Origin of the sequence: Streptomyces sp. NBC_00659, assembly GCF_036226925.1 — a bacterium.
Classification (GTDB): domain Bacteria; phylum Actinomycetota; class Actinomycetes; order Streptomycetales; family Streptomycetaceae; genus Streptomyces.
Map to the genome: position 1 here is coordinate 6182634 of NZ_CP109031.1, position 14894 is coordinate 6197527.

The following is a 14894-nucleotide window of genomic DNA, read 5'->3' on the forward strand; positions in this document are numbered from 1 at the left end:
TTTCCGGGCGTACGGGACCGCCGCGCGGCTCGGCCGGCAAGGGTCGGGCACGGTGGAAGGCCAGGTCGGAGGCACCCTGCGGGCAGCGGAACGGGCAGCGGACCTGCCGACGGACCGGGCGGCGGAATCAGCGCTTGACCGCGCACAGCAGGCCGTCGCCCACCGGCAGCAGCGACGGCACCAGCTCCTGGCTCTCGCGCACCGCGCGCAGCAGCTCGCGCAGCCGGCTCACCTCGACCGGCTGCGGTCCCGAGTCCACGGTGCGGCCGTCCGCGAAGACGCCCTCGAAGGCGACGAGCCCGCCCGGACGCAGCAGGCGCAACGATTCGGCGAGGTAATCGAGGCTCTCCAGCCGGTCACCGTCGCAGAAAACGAGGTCGTATCCGGCGTCCGCGAGACGGGGCAGGACATCCAGCGCCCGGCCCGGGATGAAGCGCGCCCGGTTGCTGGCGAACCCGGCGGCACGGAAGGCCTGGCGGGCGAACTGCTGGCGCTCCGGCTCCGGATCGACGGTGGTCAGTACCCCGTCCGGCCGCATGCCGTGCAGAAGATGAATTCCGGAGACGCCGGTCCCGGTACCTATCTCGGCGACCGCCTTCGCGTCCACGGTGGCGGCGAGCAGGCGCAGCGCGGCGCCCGTGCCGGGCGTCACCGAGCGCAGGCCCGCCTCGTGGGCCCGGTCCCGCGCCCATCGCAGCGCCTCGTCCTCGGCGACAAAGGCGTCGGCGAACGCCGCCCAGCTCGTCTGCCGGTTGCCGGTAATGACCCTCTCCTGTCCCCGTGGTTGCCTGGGCGTGACTGTATCCGTTGGTGCCGGGAACCTGCGGATGGGACCGGGCGTTTAGAAGGGTGGGAGAACCGAGCGGGGGGAAGTCGATGGGTCGGTACACGGAGCGGGGCCGCGGGCGGACGCCGGCGAGCCCATATGAGCCCGTATCAAATTCCCGTAAAACCGCTTATCCGGAGCTAACGGGCGAGGTGGCTATGGTAGGGGCTCCACTGGACACCACCAGAGCCGACAGGGGAGGTGCGGCTGCGCCTGTGGATCGGGGAGGAGTGCTGCGGCGCCTGCTCAGATCGACGGGTGAGCCGAAATCCGTGACCGACAACGCTGACCAGCTCCCCGTTGCTGCCCCGGCGCAGACCGCGACGTTCACCACCGACGCGGAGCCGCAGGCATGGACTCCGCCCACCTGGGAGGAGATCGTCAGCACGCACAGCGGTCGCGTCTACCGTCTCGCCTATCGCCTCACGGGCAACCAGCACGACGCCGAGGACCTCACCCAGGAAGTCTTCGTCCGCGTCTTCCGCTCGCTGTCGACCTACACGCCCGGCACCTTCGAGGGCTGGCTCCACCGCATCACCACGAACCTCTTCCTCGACATGGTGCGGCGCAAGCAGCGCATCCGCTTCGACGCCCTCGGCGACGACGCGGCCGAGCGGCTGCCCAGCCGCGAGCCCTCCCCGCAGCAGGTCTTCAACGACGCGCACTTCGACGCCGACGTCCAGCAGGCGCTGGACACCCTCGCGCCCGAGTTCCGCGCCGCCGTCGTCCTCTGCGACATCGAGGGACTGTCCTACGAGGAGATCGCCGCGACCCTGGGCGTCAAGCTCGGCACCGTCCGCTCCCGGATCCACCGCGGCCGTTCCCAGCTGCGCAAGGCCCTGGCACACCGGTCTCCCGAGGCCCGCGCCGAGCGTCGCTCGTTCGCGGCCCGTGTGCCCGTGCTGGGGGGAGGAGGCGCGACCGCGTGAGTGGAACCCGTCCCACCCCTGCAGAGCAGCACCTCGGGGACCGACTTTCCGCCCTGGTGGACGGAGAGCTCGGTCATGAGTCGCGCGACCGCGTCCTGGCCCACCTCGCCACCTGTGCGAAGTGCAAGGCCGAGGCCGACGCCCAGCGCCGACTGAAGAACGTCTTCGCGGAGATGGCCCCGCCGCCGCCCTCCGAAAGCTTCCTCGCCCGCCTCCAGGGACTCCCCGGGGGAGGCGACTCCGACAGCCCGCGGCTGAACGGAGGCGGCTTCGGAGGCGGACTGCCCGGCGGCTCCACGGGTCACGGACTGCCCGGCGTCTTCGGCATGCGGGGCGAACCCTTCGGGTACGTCCCGGCCGGACCGCACGCCGATGTGCTGCCCCCCGCTCCGGGGCGCGGCTTCCGTATCCATGACGTCAGCCGCCACGAGGCCGAGCGGTCCGCCTCGCGCGGGCTGCGGTTCGCCTTCGTCGCCGCGGGCGCGGTGTCGCTCGCGGCCGTCGCGCTCGGCGGGGTGACCACCGGTTTGCCCGGGGACACGGACGCGCGCGGAGGAGCCGGCGCCGGGAGCAATGTGACGCCGTCCCGGTCCCAGGGCACGGGAGCGACCTCGACTCCCGAGTCGCAGCGCCGCCGGTCCGCCGCTCCGCTGCTCACCCAGGGCGAGCGGTCGCTCGGCAACGGTCCGGTGGCACCGACCGGGGTGTCCGCCCCGCTGCTGCCCGGAGTTCCCGCCCCGGCCGGCCGCGGCCAGGACGCCGTGCACACGCTGACGACACCGGTGGTCGCCGGTGCCGCCGCGATGTCCCCGCTCATACGTCCGCTCACCGAGGTCCAGCCGCCCGCGGCGACCCCGGCTCCGGGCCTGCTCGCCGCCCCCGCCGTGACACCGTCCCCCACCTCGTCCCCGTCCCCCACCCCTCATCAGGCTCACTGACACCGCACTCTGCGCGTCGGCCCGGGAACCTGGTTGAATCCGGGGAGGGCCGCGTCCGCGGGAGGGATCACGGACGCGGAGTCGACCAGTCTGTGGTGGCCGTCGGCGCGCTGTGCCGCGGGCCAGGTGTGGGGAGAGCATGAACGAGGGCAGGCCCACGAAGGCGAACCGGTGGAGTCGACCCCGGCCCGAGGACGCGGGCGCGGACACCGCGCCGCCCGGCCTCACGGAACCGGATTCCCCCCACCCCGCCGTCTCCCGGAACGCCCCGAGCGGTGTCGGGCCGAGCGCGCCCGAGGAGCGGACACAGGCCACCCCGGCCGTCACCCCGGCCGTCACCCGGGCCGAGGCGGCCGCCCCGGCCCACGGGACGGCCCCCGCGGACGCCGTCCCGGCCCAGGGCGGCGCACCCGACGACGCCCTGCCCCTGCCCCTCGTACCGGAACCGGAAGCCACAGGGTCTCCGAATCCGATGTCCCCCGTGCCCCCGCCTCCCGACGGCCCCGCCGCTGTTTTTCCCGCCCCGGCCGGGTCCGACGGTCCCGTCGAGTCCGACACGCCCGATCCCTGGCGGAACTACGACCCCTGGGCTACGCCCGGATCCCCGCGGCACCCCGGCCACCTCGCCCGGAGCGGCCCCGGCGGACCCTTCCAGCAGAACGGCGTCGCCGTGCCCACCGTGGCGGAGCGGCGCCGAAGGGCGAGGAAGATCCTGGTGCTCGCCGCCGTCGCGCTCGCGCTGGCGTCCGGGGGCGTGGGCGGCTTCGTGGGGGCCTATCTGGAGCGGAACGGGGGACTGACGGACATCGAGCTGCCGCAGGCCGCCAAGGAGGCCCCGGGGCGCGCCCCGGACAGCGTCGCCGGGATCGCGGCGCACGCGCTGCCCAGCGTCGTCACCCTGCATGTGCACGGGAGCGAGGAGGACGGCACCGGCACCGGCTTCGTGCTCGACGGCGAGGGACACATCCTCACCAACAACCACGTGATCGAACCCGCCGGCGGCAGCGGCACGATAACCGTGACGTTCAGCGGCGGTCAGACCGCGAAGGCCCGGGTCGTCGGACACGACAGCGGCTACGACCTCGCCGTGGTCAAGGTCTCCGGGGTCCGCGGGCTCGCGCCCATGCCGCTGGGCAACTCGGACAGCGTCCAGGTCGGCGACCCCGTCGTCGCCATCGGCGCGCCCTTCGACCTCGCCAACACGGTCACCTCCGGGATCATCAGCGCCAAGGACCGGCCCATCACGGCGGGCGGCGAGAAGGGCGACGGCACCGACGTCTCGTACGTGGACGCCCTCCAGACCGACGCGCCGATCAACCCCGGCAACTCGGGCGGGCCGCTGCTCGACTCCCGGGCCCGTGTCATCGGCATCAACAGCGCCATCCGTTCCGCCGACAGCGGCTCCGACCTGGGGACCGGTCAGGCCGGATCCATCGGGCTGGGCTTCGCGATCCCCGTCAACCAGGCCAAGCGCGTCGCCGAAGAGCTGATCAACACCGGCAGGGCCACCCACCCCGTGATCGGTGTCACGCTCGACATGAACTACTCGGGTGACGGAGCGCGGGTGGGCATGAAGGCCGCCGGGGGCGGTGCGCCCGTCACACCCGGCGGTCCCGGAGCCGAGGCGGGCATCAGGGCCGGCGACGTCATCACCGAGGTCGACGGCACGCGTGTCCACTCCGGTGAGGAACTCATCGTGAAGACCCGCGCCCACCGGCCCGGCGACCGCCTCCGGCTGACCGTCAGGCGGGGCGGCGCGAACCGGACGATCACCCTGGTCCTCGGTTCGGCGAACGGCGGGTGAGGGCCGCGGGCTTCAGGGTCCGCGAGTGACATGAACCTCACAGTCGAGAACGACGGCGCAGTTCGGGACGGCAAACATCGTGGAAAACCCGCGCCGTACCCGAAGCCGGGAGCCCCGGGACAGTTCCGGACGGACGGTGGCGCCGGGTACCGTGGGACGCGGCCCGGACCGCGGAAGACCCCCGAGGGCCGTGGACCGAGGGCATCGCGAGGAGCTATCAGGTGTTCAACGACGTAGGACCGCTTGAGCTGGTGACGCTGATCGTCCTGGCCGTGCTCGTCTTCGGTCCCGAAAAGCTCCCGAAGATGATTCAGGACGTCACGCGCACGATCCGCAAGATCCGTGAGTTCTCGGAGAGCGCCAAGGCGGACATCCGCGACGAACTCGGCCCGGAATTCAAGGACTTCGAGTTCGAGGACCTCAACCCCAAGACGTTCATACGCAAGCAGCTGGACAATGACGAGCTGGGGCTCAAGGAGATCCGTAACGGCTTCGACCTGAAGAAGGAGATGGCCGAGGTCACGGACTCGGTGCACAGCCGTGAGTCCGACTCCTCCGCGGCCGGCGGCGCGGCCGGCGGCTCCGTCGACATGACGAAGAAGCGCGAGAAGCTCGACGCCGACGAGCACCCGCCCTACGACGCCGACGCCACCTGATCCGTACCACGTCACCTGATCCGTACGGCGCCGTCCGATCCCTGGGGCGCCGTCCGATCCGGGTACGGCGGTCATGACCCTCACGCGTCGGTGAGCCCTGGCCTCGGCGGGTGGATCCGGCGCGGGAACGGGTGCCTCCGCGGGCTCGGACGGGCCCCGCGCGGTCCGAATACGCCCTTCGTACGTCTTACGCGCCGGGCGGTTTCGCCTCTGCTCGGAGCGGGGTGGCTATGCTGCCCAGTTGTTGTGCGGACCGACAAGGTCGCCCGAGGGGGGTGGGCCGCCCGGTCCGACGAGAGCGAGGAGGCGTCCGGCAGATGGAGACGACAAGTCGGGTAGGCGCGCAGGCGCCGGCCGCGGAGGGCGGACAACAGGTCCCCTCCGCCCGGCGTACGGTCGACGGCTACCTGCTGGCGCCCTTTCCCTGGTACGGCCTCGACGAGGCCTTCACGGGGCAGCGCTGGCTGATGCAGGTGGGCACCTCCGCGGACGGCGCGGTCGAGCACGGTTCGGTCGGGCACGGGGACGAACCCTCGGTGCGCCCCGAGCCGGGCGAGGACAAGGAGCGGTTCGCGGTGGTGGTCACCGTCGCCGCGAGCCCCGTACGGCGCAGCGCGGACGGCACGGGACTGCTGGAGGCCACCTCGGTGTCCTCGGCGGCGTGGCTGGCCGGTGTGGGGCTGCTGTCCTTCACCTGGCCCGGCCAGATGGACCACACCCTGCGCGACGACTGGCTGGACCAGCAGACCGAGACCGCGTGGGTGCTGGCCGACGACCTGGACGGTGCGGACTGGTCCACCCTGTCCCTGCCCGTGGACGGCGTTCCCACGGTCTTCCACTACCGCGAGTCCGAGTTCGGCTGGGTCCTCGCGGGTTCCACCCAGGAAGGCGTCCACGTGGGCGCGTACGGCCGGGGGATGAGCGCGTACGGGCTCGGCTTCGCGATGATCAAGGACATCGCCGCATACGACCGCTAAGGCGCCGGCAGCGGCCACGAGCCCCCCGGGGCCACGACAGGCACCCGCAAGCGCCACAGGGGCCCCTGGCGGCCGCTACGAGGAAGGGGGCGCCGTCCGCACGGACGGCGCCCCCTCCTTCGTACGAACGGCTTCTTCGTACGAACGGCGCCGGGGTCTCCCGCGGGAGACCCCGGAGTCCCGGAACGCGTCCGGGTTCTAGAACTTGTTGCGCGGGGTGATGCCCAGCGACATGCCCGACAGGCCGCGCTGACGGCCGCCCAGCTTGCCGGCGATGGCGCGCAGGGCCGCGCCGGCGGGGGAGTCGGGGTCGGTCAGGACGACCGGCTTGCCCTCGTCGCCGCCCTCGCGCAGGCGGACGTCGATCGGGATGGAGCCGAGGACCGGGACGGTCGCTCCGGTGGTGCGGGTCAGACCGTCGGCGACCGACTGGCCGCCGCCGGTGCCGAACACGTCGACCATCTCGTCGCAGTGCGGGCAGGGCAGTCCCGACATGTTCTCGACGACGCCCACGATCTTCTGGTGGGTCTGCACCGCGATGGAGCCGGCCCGCTCGGCGACCTCGGCCGCGGCCTGCTGCGGGGTCGTGACGACCAGGATCTCGGCGTTCGGGACGAGCTGGGCGACGGAGATCGCGATGTCGCCGGTGCCCGGCGGGAGGTCCAGGAGCAGGACGTCCAGGTCGCCCCAGTACACGTCCGCCAGGAACTGCTGGAGGGCGCGGTGGAGCATCGGGCCACGCCAGACCACCGGCGCGTTGCCCGGGGTGAACATGCCGATGGAGATGACCTTCACGCCGTGCGCGGACGGCGGCATGATCATGTTCTCGACCTGGGTCGGCTTGCCGTCCGCGCCGAGCATGCGCGGAACCGAGTGGCCGTAGATGTCGGCGTCCACGACACCGACCTTGAGACCGTCGGCGGCCATCGCGGCCGCCAGGTTCACGGTGACCGAGGACTTGCCGACGCCGCCCTTGCCGGAGGCCACCGCGTACACGCGGGTGAGCGAGCCGGGCTTGGCGAAGGGCACCTCGCGCTCGGCCGCGCCACCCTTCAGCGCGGTCGCCAGTTCGCGGCGCTGTTCGTCGCTCATCACGTCGAGCTCGACGTCGACAGCGGTAACGCCCTCGACCCGCGAGACCGCCTCCGTCACCCGCTGGGTGATCGTGTCGCGCATCGGGCAGCCGGAGACCGTCAGATACACGGCGACCGCGACCGCACCATTCGCACCGATCTCCACCGATTTGACCATCCCCAGTTCGGTGATGGGTCGGTTGATCTCGGGGTCGTTCACCGTCGCCAGTGCTTCACGCACCGCGTCTTCCGTAGCCATAGGGACGATGGTACGGCGCGACCCATGTGCCCCGGAAAGCCCTGTCACCGGTCGTCTACGTCACGTCCCTGCGACCGTTCCGCCGGGAATACGACCCGTCCGTTCCCGTGACCGTCGGGATAGCGGTCCTCCAGCTCCTTGACCAGGTCCTGGAGTTCGTTGCGGATCCAGTCGCGGGTGGCGACCTCGCCGAGGCCCATCCGCAGCGCGGCGATCTCGCGGGTGAGGTATTCGGTGTCGGCGATGGAGCGTTCGTTCTGCTTGCGGTCCTGTTCGAGGTTGACCCGGTCGCGGTCGTCCTGTCGGTTCTGCGCGAGCAGGATCAGCGGGGCGGCGTAGGAGGCCTGGAGCGACAGCATCAGGGTCAGGAAGATGAACGGGTAGTTGTCGAAACGCAGGCCGTGCGGCGCGAAGGCGTTCCAGACCACCCACATGATGATGACGATCGTCATCCAGACGAGGAACCGCCCGGTGCCGAGGAAGCGGGCGATGCGCTCCGAGAACCGTCCAAAGGCCTCCGGGTCCCACTCGGGCAGCAGTCTGCGCCGCGGTGGCTTCGGCTGGTCCAGCCGGGTGCGCGGGCGAGGGGCCGCCGTCGCCCCGCTGGCGACCCGCTCACGGGCCTCACGGTCAGGCGCCATGGCGTCCCTCTCCGCCTCGCGGGCCGTCCGGCTCCCCGGGGGCGTCCTCGGGGCCGCGGCCGTCCTCGGGGCCGTCCTCCGGGCCGGTCCCGTCCTCGTCGCGGGGCTCGTCGAGCTCGTCGCGCTCCGCGTGCATGCTGTCGTGCACCCCCTCGTCGAGGTGGAACTCCGTCTCCCGCCAGTCCTCGGGCAGCATGTGGTCCAGTACGTCGTCCACGGTCACCGCCCCGAGCAGCGACCCGCTCTCGTCGACGACGGGGGCCGCGACCATGTCGTACGTCGCGAAGAACCCGGCGACCACCGGCAGCTCGTCCTCCGGGGCCAGCGGATGGAGGTCGTCGTCGACGAGCGAGCCGACCAGGGTGGGCGGCGGATCGCGCAGCAGCCGCTGGAAGTGCACCGCGCCCAGGTACTTGCCCGTCGGCGTCTCGTCCGGCGGGCGGCACACGTACACCTGGGCGGCGAGCGCGGGGGAGAGGTCGGGGTTGCGGACCCGGGCGAGCGCGTCGGCGACGGTCGCGTCGGGCCGCAGCACGATGGGCTCGGTGGTCATGAGCCCACCCGCCGTCCGTTCCGCGTACGCCATCAGCCGCCGGACGTCCGCCGCCTCGCCGGGCCGCATCAGCCTGAGCAGCCGCTCCACGTCCTCGGTGGGCAGTTCGGCGAGCAGGTCGGCCGCGTCGTCGGGGTCCATCGCCTCCAGGACGTCCGCCGCGCGCTCCTCCTTGAGCTTGCCGAGGATCTCGATCTGGTCGTCCTCGGGCAGCTCCTCCAGGACGTCGGCCAGACGGTTGTCGTCGAGCGCGGCGGCCACCTCGCCGCGCCGCTTCGGCGACAGGTGGTGCAGCACGTTCGCGAGGTCGGCGGGCCGCAGCTGCTCGAAGGTGGCGAGCAGGCTCTCCGCGCCCTGTCCGTGCTCCTCCAGCGAGAATCCGGTGACGGAGGACCAGTCGACCGTCATCGTCTCGCCCTTGGAGCGCCGGAAGGCGCCGCCGCGGCCCTTGCGGACGAAGACCCGGCCGATCTCCCACTCCCTGCGGGCCGGGAGCTGCTGGATCGACACGTCGAGGACCGTCACCTCCTCGCCCGTCTCGACGAGGGTCACGAGCCGGTCCAGCAGTTCGCCGAAGACGAGCCGTTCGGTGGGCCGCTGCTCGAAGCGGCGCACGTTCAGGACGCCGGTCGTGATGACCTGGCCGGATTCGATGCCGGTCACCCGGGTCATGGGCAGGAAGATCCGGCGGCGCGTGGACAGTTCGACGACGAGGCCGAGCATGCGCGGCGGCCGTCGTCCGACGCGCAGCATGGCGACGAGGTCCCGCACACGGCCCACCTGGTCGCCGTTGGGGTCGAAGACGGCGACGCCGGACAGGTGCGAGACGAAGATCCGGGGGGCGGCCGCTGCCATGCGCGCGCCTCCTTCGCTTCGATGCGTTCTGTGCCGGTCTGTCCGCTCGGGTGGGCTTCAGGCTAGCCCGTCCCGGTCGGGTACGCCCTGGTGGGCGGTCCGGACGGACTGCCTCCGCCGGGCGGCCGGCGCACCGGTACGCTGCCGTACGCCGTTGGAGGACCGTGCACGAGAGGCAGCCCCACCTGTGACCGCAATTCCCCAGGGCCGTACCCGCAGAGCCGTGACGGCGGCCGCGATCTGCGCACTGGCCGTGACAGCGACGGGGCTGACGGGGTGCGGCAGCGAGGACCCGGACGCGGGCACGAACGGGGTCGGCAAGCTGTCCGCGACCGCCATCCAGGCGAAGGCGAAGAAGGCGGCCGACAAGGCGCCGGCCGTGCGGCTCTCCGGGACCGTCGTCTCGGGCGGCACCACCTACACCCTCGACATGCGCCTCAAGTCCGACGGCGGCAGCGGTTCGGTCACCTCCAAGGGGGGCGGTTTCCGGCTGCTGCGGGTCGGCGAGCACCTCTTCCTCAAGGCGGACGCCGCGTTCTGGGCGCACGAGGACGGCGAGAGCGACGGCAAGCCGACGGACACGGCGGCGGCCGACAAGCTGGAGGGCATGTACGTGAAGGTGCCGACCGGCGACCCCGCGTACAAGCGCTTCAGCGGCTTCACCGACAAGGACGTCCTGCTCGACGGGCTGCTCAGTCTGCACGGCGCCCTCGCCAAGGACGGCCATCACGAACAGTCCGGTGTCCGCACGATCCGCATCACCGGCGGCAAGGGCTCGGGCGGCACCCTGGACGTCTCGCTCCAGGGCACCCCGTACCCGGTCCTGCTCGGACGCGCGGGCAACGCCGGCACCCTCCGTCTGACCGACTGGGGCAAGGACTTCCCGCTCGCGGAACCGTCGAAGAAGGACACGGTCGACTACGGGCAGCAGCTGCCCTCGTCGTGACCCGCTCATGACCCGCTCGGTCCACGACCGCGGGCGGCGACGGCCCTCGTCGTGAACCCGCACGGTCCGCGGCACGGGCCGCGCGGCCCTGGTGGCAGACAGCCGCCCGTCGCCCGTAGTACAGCAGACAGCAGACAGCAGACGGGAAAGGCCGGACAGGTCTCAGTCGCGCCGGACAGGCCTCAGCCGCGCTTGCGCCGCTTCAGCAGGAGACGGGGCAGCGCCGCCGGAGCCGGCCGGCGGGTCGTCGCCGGGCTCGGCAGCGGACGCGCGGCGAGCGAGCCCTCGGGCGGCTCGGCGATCGCGCCCGTCGGTTCCAGGCGCACCACCCGGCATTCGCGCGCCCAGCGCTCCGGCATGGCCTCGCCGTCCGGGGCGTTCAGCCGCTTGCCCTTGAGTTCTCCGACGGCCGCGTCCCACTCCGGGGTGTTCGCGGCGAGCTCCACGACCGTGGCGGACCAGGTGACGAGCCGTCCGCCCTTGTCCTTGCTGCGGACGGTGACGACGGCGTGCCCTCCGTCGGTCAGCCCCGGCAGCGGCTGCTCGCCCGGCCCGTCGCCGACCAGGCAGGCCGCGCCCTCGTGCCACACGTGCCACAGCGCGCGGGTGGGCACCTCCTCGCCCGGACCGGCCGGCGAGGGCGCCGCGGTGCCCCGTACCCAGATCAGCCCGGACTTCTTGGTGGCCTCCTCGACGAGGGCCTGGTCGAGCAGCTCTTGCGTCATGGGGCCCAGACTATCCAGCCCGTCCTACAGCCAGCCGTTGCGCTTCAGGATCCGGTGGATCGTGAGACAGAGCCCGACCGTGATCCCCATGACCACGGGGTACCCGTAGCGGGCGTGCAGCTCGGGCATGTGCTCGAAGTTCATGCCGTACACGCCACAGACCATCGTCGGTACGGCGACGATCGCGGCCCACGAGGTGATCTTGCGCATGTCCTCGTTCTGCGCCACGGAGGCCTGCGCGAGGTTGGCCTGGAGGATCGAGTTGAGCAGTTCGTCGAAGCCGAGGACCTGCTCCTGCACGCGCGCGAGGTGGTCGGCGACATCACGGAAGTACTTCTGGATGTCGGGGTCGATCAGCCGCATCGGGCGCTCGCTCAGCAGCTGCATGGGGCGCAGCAGCGGCGACACCGCCCGCTTGAACTCCAGTACCTCGCGCTTGAGCTGGTAGATCTGCCCGGCGTCCGTGCCGCGCGGCGTGCCCTTGCGGCCCGGCGAGAACACCTCGGTCTCGACCTCGTCGATGTCGTCCTGCACGGCGTCCGCGACCGCGATGTAGCCGTCGACGACATGGTCGGCGATCGCGTGCAGCACCGCCGAGGGGCCCTTGGCGAGCAGCTCGGGGTCGTCCTGGAGGCGGTGCCGCAGCGCGCGCAGCGACCCCTGTCCGCCGTGCCGGACGGTGATGAAGAAGTCCCCTCCGGTGAAGCACATGACCTCGCCGGTCTCGACGATCTCGCTGGTCGCCGTCAGCCGGTCGTGCTCGACGTAGTGGATGGTCTTGAAGACGGTGAACAGGGAGTCGTCGTAGCGCTCCAGCTTGGGCCGCTGGTGGGCCTGGACGGCGTCCTCCACGGCCAGCGGGTGCAGTCCGAACTCCCGGGCGATACCGGCGAATTCGTCCTCGGTGGGCTCGTGCAGACCGATCCACACGAACCCGCCGTCGCGCCGCACCTGGCGCATGGCCTCCTGCGGTGTGAGCGAGGTGCGGGTCTCGACGCGGGCGCCGTCACGGTAGACGGCGCAGTCGACCACGGCCGAGGGGGTGGCCGGGTCGCGGGTGGTGTCGTACGAGCCACTGTCCTTGATGCGCAGGGAGGGGCGGGGGCGGACCGCGGCGCGCAGGTCACGGATCATCGACATGGCAGGCTCCTTCTCGCGGGCGGAGGCAGCCGGCGACGGTTGGAACTACCCGGAATGGGGACGTCCTGACTGCGGATGTTTGGCACGTCCACAAAGCGGGGAGCACCGCACCGTCGCGGTGGCAGCTTCGCTGTTGATTCAGATCGGACAGATCAGGGGTTCAGATCGGACAGATCAGGCGGAAACGAAGCGCTCTTCCGTGGTGCACCGGGCGGCATTGACACGTATGCACACGATTGCGGGAGGCGGCAGCCGGCAGGGCTGAAAAACCCAGCGGAACCAGCTACGGACTCAGCGACCGGAAGAGCGGGTGGTACTGCACGATCGACTTCGATCCATTGCAGCCCCACCTCCTCCGGTCGGTCCCCCGTGAGGGACGATCCATCCCCCGAAGGGGAGTCTGTCTCCCTCCGAAGGGGAGTCAGATCAGTCTCAGTGCGTCGGAGTCCGGGAGCAACTCCCGCAGCGCCATGAGGGCCTGGGGGCCCTCAGTCATGCACTGCTCCGACCAGCGGCCAAGAGTATCAGCGCACCGATACGTCAAGACCCCGCTTTGCGCGTTGTTGACCGGGGTCCGATGCGCACAGGCTGAATTGACGCGGCCTATGCTCGGTTCATGGCTGATGTTCTTCCTCTGGTCGAGGCCCGTTTGCGCTCCGCGCTGGGCGAACCCGACGCGCGGGCCGCGGTCACCTTTCTGGGCACCGACCGTATCGAGGTGCTGCGCTTCACGGAGGGAGAGGTCGTCCGCTACGCCACGCTCGGCATGTCCGTCCAGCCGATGGCGGATCCCACCGCCGTGCTCGCCGATCCGGTGAAAGGCCCGCGCGCCGAACTGGTCCTCTCGGTCCGTCCGGCCGGGGCCGACACCGACAAGGTGCTCCGCCCGCTGGCCGTGCTCGCCGCCTCTCCCCAGGTCGAGGGTCTGGTCGTGGCCCCCGGCGCCTCGCTCGACGTGGGCGAACCCCTGTGGCCCGGCGCGCCGTTCACCTCCGTCCTGGTCGCCGAGTCCGGGGGCCTGGTGGAGGACCTGGAGCTCGACGCTCCCGCCGATCCCGTACGTTTCCTGCCGCTGCTCCCCATGACGCCCAACGAGGCCGCCTGGAAGCGCGTCCACGGCGCCGGCGCTCTCCAGGAACGCTGGCTGAACGGCGGAACGGACCTGCGCGATCCGCTGCGCAAGTCCGTTCCCCTGGACTGACTGGACTGACCGATACCGGGGCACCGTGTGTGACGGAGCGTCAATCTCCGTTCTCGGACAATCAGTTGGCGAAAGCGGCGACGCCGTCCTCGGTGGCGTGCACCGGCTCCAGCTCCTCCGCCTTCTCGGTGAGCGCCCCGCGCCGTACGTAGACCACCGCCGCGCCCAGCAGCGCGGTGACCGCGGCGACCACGAACGGGACGCGGATGTTGCTCCACTCCTCGATCTTCGGGGCGAAGTACGGCGCCGCCGCGGCCGCGAACCAGCGCACGAAGTTGTAGCCGGCGCTCGCCACGGGGCGCGGGGCGTCGGAGACCCCGAGGGCCAGCTCCGTGTAGACGGTGTTGTTCACGCCGATGAACGCGCCGGACAGGATCGTGCAGACGACGGCGGTGGTGTGGTCGCCGTACCCGAGGACGAACACGTCGGCGGCGAGCAGCACCAGGGAGCCGCCCAGCACCTTCAGCGAGCCGAACCACGCCTGCATGCGCGGGGCCACGATCACCGAGAAGACCGCGAGCAGCAGACCCCAGCAGAAGAACACCGCGCCGGACTTGTACGGCGTCATGTTCAGCACGAACGGGGTGAAGGCCAGCACGGTGAAGAACGTGTAGTTGTAGAAGAACGCGGAGGCTGCCGCGGAGGCGAGGCCCTTGTGGCCGAGGGCGCGCAGCGGGTCGAGCAGTGAGGTCGTCCGCGCGGGCTTCGGCTGCTCCTTCAGGAACGCCGTGATGCACAGGAAGCCGATCGCCATCAGGAACGCGGTGCCGAAGAACGGGTAGCGCCAGCTCGCGTTGCCGAGCACGGCTCCCAGCAGAGGCCCGCAGGCCATGCCGAGGCCCAGCGCGGACTCGTACAGCAGGATCGCGGCCGCGCTGCCGCCCGCCGCCGCGCCGACGATGACGGCGAGGGCGGTGGAGACGAACAGCGCGTTGCCGAGTCCCCAGCCGGCCCGGAAGCCGACGAGCTCGCCGACCGATCCCGAGGTGCCGGCCAGTCCGGCGAAGACCACGACGAGCGCCAGGCCGAGCAGCAGGGTCCTGCGGCCGCCGATCCGGCTGGAGACGAAGCCGGTCAGCAGCATCGCGAACGCGGTGATCAGGAAGTACGAGGTGAAGAGCAGGGACACCTGGCCCGCCGTGGCGTCGAGTCCCCGGGCGATGGACGGCAGGATCGGGTCGACGAGTCCGATGCCCATGAAGGCGACGACGGACGCCCCGGCGGTCGCCCAGACGGCCCTCGGCTGACGCAGGACGCCACCCGCGCCGGCGTCGAACGTGTCGCCCTCCGCGGGGCCTTCCGTGCTGTTGACCATGCCCGCTCCCTCGCTGCGCACCGACCGGATCGTTGCCTTGTACACACAATAGGTTA

General features: G+C 71.6%; 14 protein-coding genes. 7 read left to right on the forward strand and 7 right to left on the reverse strand.

The genetic code is table 11. The features are described 5' to 3' along the window. Positions 1–127: 127 nt before the first annotated feature. Complete coding sequence (locus OG410_RS27100) at positions 128–829, reverse strand: O-methyltransferase (RefSeq protein ID WP_328458144.1); 702 nt, start codon at positions 827–829, stop codon at positions 128–130. 227 nt (positions 830–1056) lie between these two features. Between OG410_RS27100 and sigE the strand changes: the two genes are divergently transcribed. The 5 genes from sigE to OG410_RS27125 all read left to right on the forward strand — a co-directional run bounded on the left by sigE (position 1057) and on the right by OG410_RS27125 (position 6130). Continuing rightward, a complete protein-coding gene (gene sigE / locus OG410_RS27105; RefSeq protein ID WP_326790809.1) occupies positions 1057–1755 on the forward strand; it encodes an RNA polymerase sigma factor SigE in 699 nt (232 codons plus the stop codon). Continuing rightward, on the forward strand, positions 1752–2693 hold the full coding sequence (locus tag OG410_RS27110; RefSeq protein ID WP_329301523.1) for an anti-sigma factor family protein: 942 nt from the start codon (positions 1752–1754) through the stop codon (positions 2691–2693). The genes sigE and OG410_RS27110 overlap by 4 nt, the downstream gene beginning before the upstream one ends. Before the next feature lie 139 nt (positions 2694–2832). Next, on the forward strand, positions 2833–4497 hold the full coding sequence (locus OG410_RS27115) for a trypsin-like peptidase domain-containing protein (RefSeq protein WP_329301524.1): 1665 nt from the start codon (positions 2833–2835) through the stop codon (positions 4495–4497). A 221-nt stretch (positions 4498–4718) separates the two neighbouring features. Then, positions 4719–5153, forward strand: a complete 435-nt coding sequence (locus OG410_RS27120) for a sec-independent translocase (protein ID WP_329301525.1) — start codon at positions 4719–4721, stop codon at positions 5151–5153. Positions 5154–5470: 317 nt separating this feature from the next. After that, the gene (locus tag OG410_RS27125) at positions 5471–6130 is read left to right on the forward strand and encodes a hypothetical protein (RefSeq protein ID WP_329301526.1); all 660 of its coding nucleotides are present in this window, start codon (positions 5471–5473) and stop codon (positions 6128–6130) included. 198 nt (positions 6131–6328) lie between these two features. Here OG410_RS27125 and OG410_RS27130 read toward each other — a convergent pair whose 3' ends face one another. Genes OG410_RS27130 through OG410_RS27140 form a run of 3 tightly spaced genes read right to left on the reverse strand, consistent with a single transcriptional unit; the run spans position 6329 to position 9511 of the window. After that, complete coding sequence (locus OG410_RS27130) at positions 6329–7462, reverse strand: Mrp/NBP35 family ATP-binding protein (protein ID WP_329301527.1); 1134 nt, start codon at positions 7460–7462, stop codon at positions 6329–6331. Between the two features lie 44 nt (positions 7463–7506). Further along, positions 7507–8103: a DUF1003 domain-containing protein gene (locus OG410_RS27135; protein ID WP_329301528.1), complete on the reverse strand. Its 597-nt coding sequence runs from the start codon at positions 8101–8103 to the stop codon at positions 7507–7509. After that, positions 8093–9511: a magnesium transporter MgtE N-terminal domain-containing protein gene (locus OG410_RS27140; protein ID WP_329301529.1), complete on the reverse strand. Its 1419-nt coding sequence runs from the start codon at positions 9509–9511 to the stop codon at positions 8093–8095. The genes OG410_RS27135 and OG410_RS27140 overlap by 11 nt, the downstream gene beginning before the upstream one ends. A 187-nt stretch (positions 9512–9698) precedes the next feature. On the opposite strand from OG410_RS27140, the gene OG410_RS27145 reads away from it, so the two are divergent. Continuing rightward, complete coding sequence (locus OG410_RS27145) at positions 9699–10457, forward strand: hypothetical protein (RefSeq protein WP_329301530.1); 759 nt, start codon at positions 9699–9701, stop codon at positions 10455–10457. Positions 10458–10639: 182 nt separating this feature from the next. Here the strand turns inward: OG410_RS27145 and OG410_RS27150 are convergent, their stop codons facing one another. Further along, entirely contained in the window at positions 10640–11182 is a 543-nt protein-coding gene (locus OG410_RS27150) for a hypothetical protein (RefSeq protein WP_329301531.1), read from the reverse strand. Positions 11183–11206: 24 nt separating this feature from the next. Continuing rightward, positions 11207–12322, reverse strand: a complete 1116-nt coding sequence (locus OG410_RS27155; protein ID WP_329301532.1) for a magnesium and cobalt transport protein CorA — start codon at positions 12320–12322, stop codon at positions 11207–11209. A 616-nt stretch (positions 12323–12938) separates the two neighbouring features. Here OG410_RS27155 and OG410_RS27160 point away from each other — a divergent pair. Continuing rightward, entirely contained in the window at positions 12939–13523 is a 585-nt protein-coding gene (locus tag OG410_RS27160) for a suppressor of fused domain protein (RefSeq protein WP_329301533.1), read from the forward strand. A gap of 61 nt (positions 13524–13584) precedes the next feature. Here OG410_RS27160 and OG410_RS27165 read toward each other — a convergent pair whose 3' ends face one another. After that, complete coding sequence (locus tag OG410_RS27165) at positions 13585–14838, reverse strand: MFS transporter (RefSeq protein WP_329304263.1); 1254 nt, start codon at positions 14836–14838, stop codon at positions 13585–13587. Positions 14839–14894 lie beyond the last annotated feature (56 nt).

Coding starts and splice junctions, on each gene's coding strand:
- OG410_RS27115 (WP_329301524.1), top strand. CDS start 2,833: ATGAACGAGGGCAGGCCCACGAAGGCGAACCGGTGGAGTCGACCCCGG.
- OG410_RS27125 (WP_329301526.1), top strand. CDS start 5,471: ATGGAGACGACAAGTCGGGTAGGCGCGCAGGCGCCGGCCGCGGAGGGC.
- OG410_RS27130 (WP_329301527.1), bottom strand. CDS start 7,462: ATGGCTACGGAAGACGCGGTGCGTGAAGCACTGGCGACGGTGAACGAC.
- OG410_RS27135 (WP_329301528.1), bottom strand. CDS start 8,103: ATGGCGCCTGACCGTGAGGCCCGTGAGCGGGTCGCCAGCGGGGCGACG.
- OG410_RS27140 (WP_329301529.1), bottom strand. CDS start 9,511: ATGGCAGCGGCCGCCCCCCGGATCTTCGTCTCGCACCTGTCCGGCGTC.
- OG410_RS27150 (WP_329301531.1), bottom strand. CDS start 11,182: ATGACGCAAGAGCTGCTCGACCAGGCCCTCGTCGAGGAGGCCACCAAG.
- OG410_RS27155 (WP_329301532.1), bottom strand. CDS start 12,322: ATGTCGATGATCCGTGACCTGCGCGCCGCGGTCCGCCCCCGCCCCTCC.
- OG410_RS27160 (WP_329301533.1), top strand. CDS start 12,939: ATGGCTGATGTTCTTCCTCTGGTCGAGGCCCGTTTGCGCTCCGCGCTG.
- OG410_RS27165 (WP_329304263.1), bottom strand. CDS start 14,838: ATGGTCAACAGCACGGAAGGCCCCGCGGAGGGCGACACGTTCGACGCC.